Annotated in this window: 6 protein-coding genes and 1 pseudogene; 3 read left to right on the top strand and 4 right to left on the bottom strand. The window is 38.7% G+C overall.

The window, feature by feature from the left end; all coding sequences use genetic code 11:
* Together ACESMA_RS21210 and ACESMA_RS21205 are read right to left on the bottom strand one after the other, a co-directional pair.
* A pseudogene (locus tag ACESMA_RS21210) lies at positions 1 to 325 on the bottom strand (glucosamine-6-phosphate isomerase); the annotation flags it as partial.
* Between the two features lie 36 nt (positions 326 to 361).
* On the bottom strand, positions 362 to 1,582 hold the full coding sequence (locus ACESMA_RS21205) for an ROK family protein (RefSeq protein ID WP_372950886.1): 1,221 nt from the start codon (positions 1,580 to 1,582) through the stop codon (positions 362 to 364).
* Positions 1,583 to 1,785: 203 nt separating this feature from the next.
* Between ACESMA_RS21205 and ACESMA_RS21200 the strand changes: the two genes are divergently transcribed.
* The 3 genes from ACESMA_RS21200 (at position 1,786) to ACESMA_RS21190 (ending at position 4,396) form a co-directional block, all read left to right on the top strand.
* Entirely contained in the window at positions 1,786 to 2,901 is a 1,116-nt protein-coding gene (locus tag ACESMA_RS21200) for an Sb-PDE family phosphodiesterase (protein ID WP_372950885.1), read from the top strand.
* 25 nt (positions 2,902 to 2,926) lie between these two features.
* Positions 2,927 to 3,592 (top strand): ferredoxin--NADP reductase, encoded by a 666-nt coding sequence (locus tag ACESMA_RS21195; protein ID WP_372950884.1) that lies wholly within the window; start codon positions 2,927 to 2,929, stop codon positions 3,590 to 3,592.
* Positions 3,593 to 3,685: 93 nt separating this feature from the next.
* A complete protein-coding gene (locus tag ACESMA_RS21190; RefSeq protein WP_372950883.1) occupies positions 3,686 to 4,396 on the top strand; it encodes an outer membrane lipoprotein-sorting protein in 711 nt (236 codons plus the stop codon).
* On the opposite strand, the gene ACESMA_RS21185 is transcribed toward ACESMA_RS21190, so the two are convergent.
* Positions 4,383 to 5,168, bottom strand: coding sequence for an NAD-dependent epimerase/dehydratase family protein (locus ACESMA_RS21185; RefSeq protein ID WP_372950882.1), 786 nt, complete (start codon positions 5,166 to 5,168; stop codon positions 4,383 to 4,385). The genes ACESMA_RS21190 and ACESMA_RS21185 overlap by 14 nt on opposite strands.
* Positions 5,169 to 5,296: 128 nt before the next feature.
* The coding region (locus tag ACESMA_RS21180) for a helix-turn-helix domain-containing protein (RefSeq protein WP_372950881.1) at positions 5,297 to 5,693 on the bottom strand (397 nt) is incomplete at its 5' end.

Below are 5,693 nucleotides of genomic sequence, written 5' to 3'. Positions count from 1 at the left end.
CCATTTGAACAAATTGCAACTCATTAAGTGATGGTTTTTTTACATCGGCCAAACCATACTTTTTGCGGATATCTTTTCCTTTCTGGTTGTCCCAGTTGTTGAGCAGCAAATGGGTGAATTGCAGAAAATATTGTGCTGTTTTTCCGGTAGGCAAACTTAAAACCCCGTTTGGATTTTCAGCTACCCATTCCAGAAAACTTAAAGCCGAAAGCAACCCGAGTTTCGGAAAACTGTCCACAGCAATGTATGGCATTCGGGTGGTAATTTTCTGTAATTTCGATTCGTTAAAAAAGGCTTGTTCTACTTTCGAAAAATTTAGTTCCATGCTTTTTCTTTTTCCAATCATTCAATTTAAATCAACTTATTTTGCCGAAGCAATTTTGTCGAGCGCATAAGCAGCAGCGCCAAGCGGTCCGGCTTTTTGCCCCAGTGCCGAAAACTTAATTTCGGTATCGTCGCTTATATCGCGATTACTAAAGGTGTAAATCGCCTGTTGTACAGGAGCAATTATAAACTGGCTTGCCTCAGCAACCCGTCCTCCTACTACAATTAATTCAGGATTAAATATTTGTATGAGGTAAACAATTCCTTTGCCTAACCAGTACCCCACATCAGAAAAAATTGAAATGGCAAACTGATCGCCACGGTTGGCAGCTTCAATTATTGTTGAAATATCAATTTTTTCCAGTTCGTCATTTACCAATTGTTTTATCAACGAAGATTTTCCGTTTTGAATACCCTGGCGAGCAATGCGTGCAATGGCAGTGGCAGAAACAATGGTTTCGAGACAACCCTGTTTTCCGCAACTGCAAAGCACTCCGTTGTCAACAATGGGCAAGTGGCCAAATTCGCCGGAGTAACCTGACTTTCCGGAATAGAGTTTTCCGTTAATGATTATTCCAAGCCCAAGACCCCAGTCAACCTGAAGTACCAAAACATTTTTTTTGTTTTTGGCCAAACCAAAGTGTTGCTCTGTAAAAGCTCTCAGTTTCGAATCGTGGCTGATATAAACCGGGAGCCCAAAAATTTTCTGTAACTCGTCTGACAAATTGGAAATGTTGGGAAAATAAGTTTTATTGACGCCCTGTTTTTGATTAATTAACCCGGGCAACTCCACTCCAACTACCAGAACTTTGCTTTTTTCAATATTCTTTTCAACCAGAATACTATCCAGAAATTCGTTTATTTCATTGAAGATTCCAAAATCGGGTTGAATTCTGACCGGTAAAAAGTGTGGGGTACCAACCTCCTTGTTATTGCTGTTAAAAATGGAAATAATCGTTCGGTTTATGTTGATTGTAATTCCAACCACGTAAAATCCATCTTCAATCAACCCATAAATATTTGGCCGTCTTCCTCCGCTTGAATCCCCGCGTCCGAGTTCCTTTACCAGTCCATCTTCTATGAGTTCAACCAGCAAACTGTTAATTTTTGGTGTACTCAGTTTTATAATTTTCGATAATTCAGAGTTCGACATGGTTCCGAAGAAATAAAGCGTTCTTAAAATCTGCTTTTTATGCACTACTTTTTTCTGTTCAACACCCAAACTTTGATTTCCGTTATTTCTAAAAAGCTTTTCCATTGGTTATTTTCTACAACAAAGATTGAAATTTTTTCACACAAAACAAGAATCTTTTTAAAAAAATTAAAAAGAATGCACTAATTCTGTTAAAATTAATCATTACCGATCAATTAAAAAATATTTAATATGAGTAAATATTGCCGGTTCATTAAAAAAACGGATATTTAAAAGCCAAATTTTTAGAACATTAAAACCACTTTGAAATGCGAATTAAGATACTTCTTTTTCTGTTGTTATTAATTTTTATCAGTTTTTCAGTAATTGGTCAATCCCGGAAAATAATTCATATTCCCAACATTCCGGGTTACCGTACCCTGAAATGCGATTTTCATATGCATACTGTATTTTCTGATGGAACGGTTTGGCCAACAGTTAGAGTTGAAGAGGCCTGGCAAGAGGGGCTGGATGCTATTTCAATTACAGATCATATTGAGTACCTGCCCCACTCAAAAGATGTAGTTGCTGACCATAATCGCTCTTTTGATATTGCTGAACCGCTTGCAAACAACCGAAATATTATTTTGATAAAAGGGGCCGAGATTACCCGAAGTATGCCGCCCGGCCATTTGAATGCACTTTTTATAAGAAATGCAAATTTACTTGAGCGCGAAGATGTTTTCGATGCCATTAAAGAAGCGCGGGATCAGGGTGCCTTTCTCATTTGGAATCACCCTGGATGGAAAGCCCAACAACCGGAAAACACTTTGTGGTGGGACGAACATACCCGACTACTGCAAGGTGACATGTTACACGGAATTGAAGTTTTCAATTACAATGAATATTACCCCGAAGCCATTGACTGGGCTCGCGAAAAGAAACTCACCGTTTTTGCCAACACCGATGTACACGAACCCATTGCCATGGATTACGATGTGGTTAACGGGCACCGCCCTATGACTCTGGTTTTTGCACGCAGCCGAACAGAAGGCGGAATCAGGGAAGCTCTTTTTAGCAGAAGAACTTTGGCCTGGTTTAACAACACCCTGATTGGCCGTGCAAACCTGTTGGAACCTTTGTTTTTTGCATCACTGAAAATTGTGAATCCTGAAGGTAAACTTCGAAACGGGGAATCGTGGAGAATTGAAATAGAAAATATTTCTGATGTAGATTTTGAACTGGAACAGGTTCAGCCAGGTGTGGGTTTCGATGCCCCTGAAAACCTTGTTTTGAAAGCACATAGGATTACTCCGCTTGAAATTACGGGAAACTCTGACGAGGTTGCCGATATGGATGAACTTAAGGCATTTTATAAAGTAAAAAATATGATGGTAAGTTCTGCTGATAACCTGGTAGTTACCTTCGTTTTTGCAAATAATTAATTTGCCCGCCTCAATTAAAACTAAAATGGGAGCCAACAAAAAGCAATTCCCACTGAAAAATTACACACTCACCGGGAACAGTGAAATTTCGCCGGGCGTTCATCTGATTTCATTTATCCGCCCATGGTATTTTTTGCCCGGGCAAGTGGTAAAAATCGCCCTGAATGCAGACCATCCACCAAGAATTTACAGCCTTTGCAGCGGGAATAAAGAAAAAGAGGCCGCTATTCTTTTTAACGTAAAAGAGGATGGCTTGCTAACACCAAAACTGGCTTCATTGATTCCCGGAGAAAAAATACTGGTTTCAGAACCTTACGGCAGCTTTTTAGGAACTGCCGGGCCTGCCTGTTGGATTTCAACCGGAACCGGAATCGCCCCATTTTACAGCATGTTTCGCTCGGGTTTGGGCGAAAATAAAAAACTGATTCACGGCGTGAGCTGGTTAAACCAGTTTTATTTTGAAGATGAACTGGAGTGGGCCCTGGGTGAAAACTATGTGCGGTGCTGTTCGCGTGAGTCTTCTTGTAACACATTCCCCGGAAGGGTAACCGATTATATTTCAGGGCTGGAGAAACTACCAGATGTAAAATACTACCTTTGCGGGAAAGCCATTATGGTGGTTGAAATGCGCGATTTGCTGATTTCAAAGGGGATTCCGTTCGAAAATATTTTGGCTGAGATTTATTTTTAGAAAAAAAAGAAATTAATCTGCTGTTGTAACTAAAATTCTATATTCTTTACAAATAAAAAAATACATAATTCACATTCATAAAATTTTATCGAAATGAAAAAATCTATTTCAACTTTACTGGCAATACTATTTATTGTATTAGCAGGCCAGGTCAACGCTCAAAATTTAGATGAAGTGCTCACCAAACACTTTAAAACAGTTGGCCAGGAAAAATTACTGGAAAAACAGACTTACTCTGTAAAAGCAACCATTCAGCAAATGGGAATGGAGCTTCCGATGGTGATGAAAATGAAGCGACCGAATAAATTCAGAGTGGAGATGGACATGCAGGGTCAAAAAATGATTCAGGCTTATGATGGGGAAAAAGGCTGGATGATTGCTCCCTGGATGAGTTCAGAACCGCAGGATTTATCGGGACCAGAACTTGACCAGGCCATGGATCAGGCCAATATCGATGGCGAATTGTATAATTATAAGGATAAAGGTAGTACTGCCACCCTGCTTGGAAAGGTTAATGTGGATGGTTCACCCATGTTCAATATTAAGCTTACCGATAAAGACGGCAACGTTAAAAATTATTTTATTGATGCTGAATCATATCTGGTGAGAAAAGTAAAAGCAAAGGTAAATGCACAGGGGCAGGAAGTTGAAATAGAACAAAACCTGAGCGACTATAAAAGCATTGATGGGATTTTAATGCCCATGAAAATTGAGTCGAAAATGCCTATGGGAACAGCAAATGTTATTTTTGAAAATATCACATTTGGTGAAAACTTTGACGATTCGATTTTTACCCGGCCGTAGAATAAATTTCCTCTTCAGTTTTTACAGTTGAATTTACTTTAGAAAATACTTCTTCAGCAACATTTTCAGCTTTTATTAAAGTTTGAAGCTTTTTTTGCTGTATTATTCTTTTAAAAACCGGGTCGTGATTTATCTCGTTTTCGAACAGATATTTTAACCCGGCCGAAGTTGATTCCCTTGTGCTGAACATACTATTTCCAGATACTTCTGCAGGAGAAACAAAAATTACTTCAAAACGTTTCTCCTCCAAAATCTGGTAAGCATTTTCCTGAGCCTTTTTTGCATGGAAAACAGCCTTTTGGAATTGCAGGTTTATTCTGTTTTTCGCCATTGAATTTTTAGTAGTTGAATCATTTTTTTCATAATCAGTGATAGAAGATGTAACCGGGTGAATATTTGCCGGCGGCGATATAAAAATTAATTTTTGAATGTTTGGGTAATCGCCCAAAATTTTAAGGAGCGGACCGGCACCTTTTATTTCAGGAACAAATAGTTGTGGTTTTTCATTCAGATTGTTTACTCTGAAAGGTGCTCCACAATGAATGATTACATCGCAATCGCTCACGAACTTTCGGGTTTCAGATAAATCGTTTAAATCTCCATGAAATTCTTCAAGATATTTATTGGCTGAAAGCCCGGGTATGTTCAAAATCTTTTTTCCATTTTTAAATTTGGAAACCGGAACTTTTACCTGGTAGTTTTCGGATAGAAATTTTAGGGTCATGTAGCTCCCAATAAATTCCAATCCACCTATTATGCCTGCTTTTCTCATTTGCCTGAACATTGTTTTACAATTATTTACAAGCAAAATTAAGTTGCAGACAGGTCTGGTTATTTGTGTTATTTACGCATTGACTAGGACTTTTTGGTCATTTGGAGATTTTTTCAATAATAAAGCAATTAATTTCCGTTTTTGTATTCGGTAGGGCTGCATCCAAACTGTTTTTTAAAGGCTCGTGAAAAGTAAGCATGGTCGTTAAATCCCAGTTTGTAACATATTTCTGAAACACTGGCCGAATTTTGTTTCAGTAAATCGGCTGCGCGTTGCAAACGAAGCGATCGCATCAACTGACCGCCAGGCTGGCCAATTAAAGCATTTAACTTTCTGTTCAACTGGGAAATACTCATATTCAGATGTTCAGCCAGTTGCTCTACCGAAAAATGAAAGTCGCCGAAGTGATTTTCGATTTTCCGGATTGTTTTCTGAAGGAAAACCTGATCAATTGAAATTGCAGTAACTTCAGAAGGTTTTATTGTAACTGATTTGCGGAAACGTTCGCGTAGAAGTTTACGCTGT

Origin of the sequence: Mariniphaga sp., from assembly GCF_041687215.1 — a bacterium.
Lineage (GTDB): Bacteria > Bacteroidota > Bacteroidia > Bacteroidales > Prolixibacteraceae > Mariniphaga.
The sequence above is the reverse complement of the archived record's forward strand: the minus strand, read 5'-3'. Positions and strand labels throughout refer to the sequence as shown.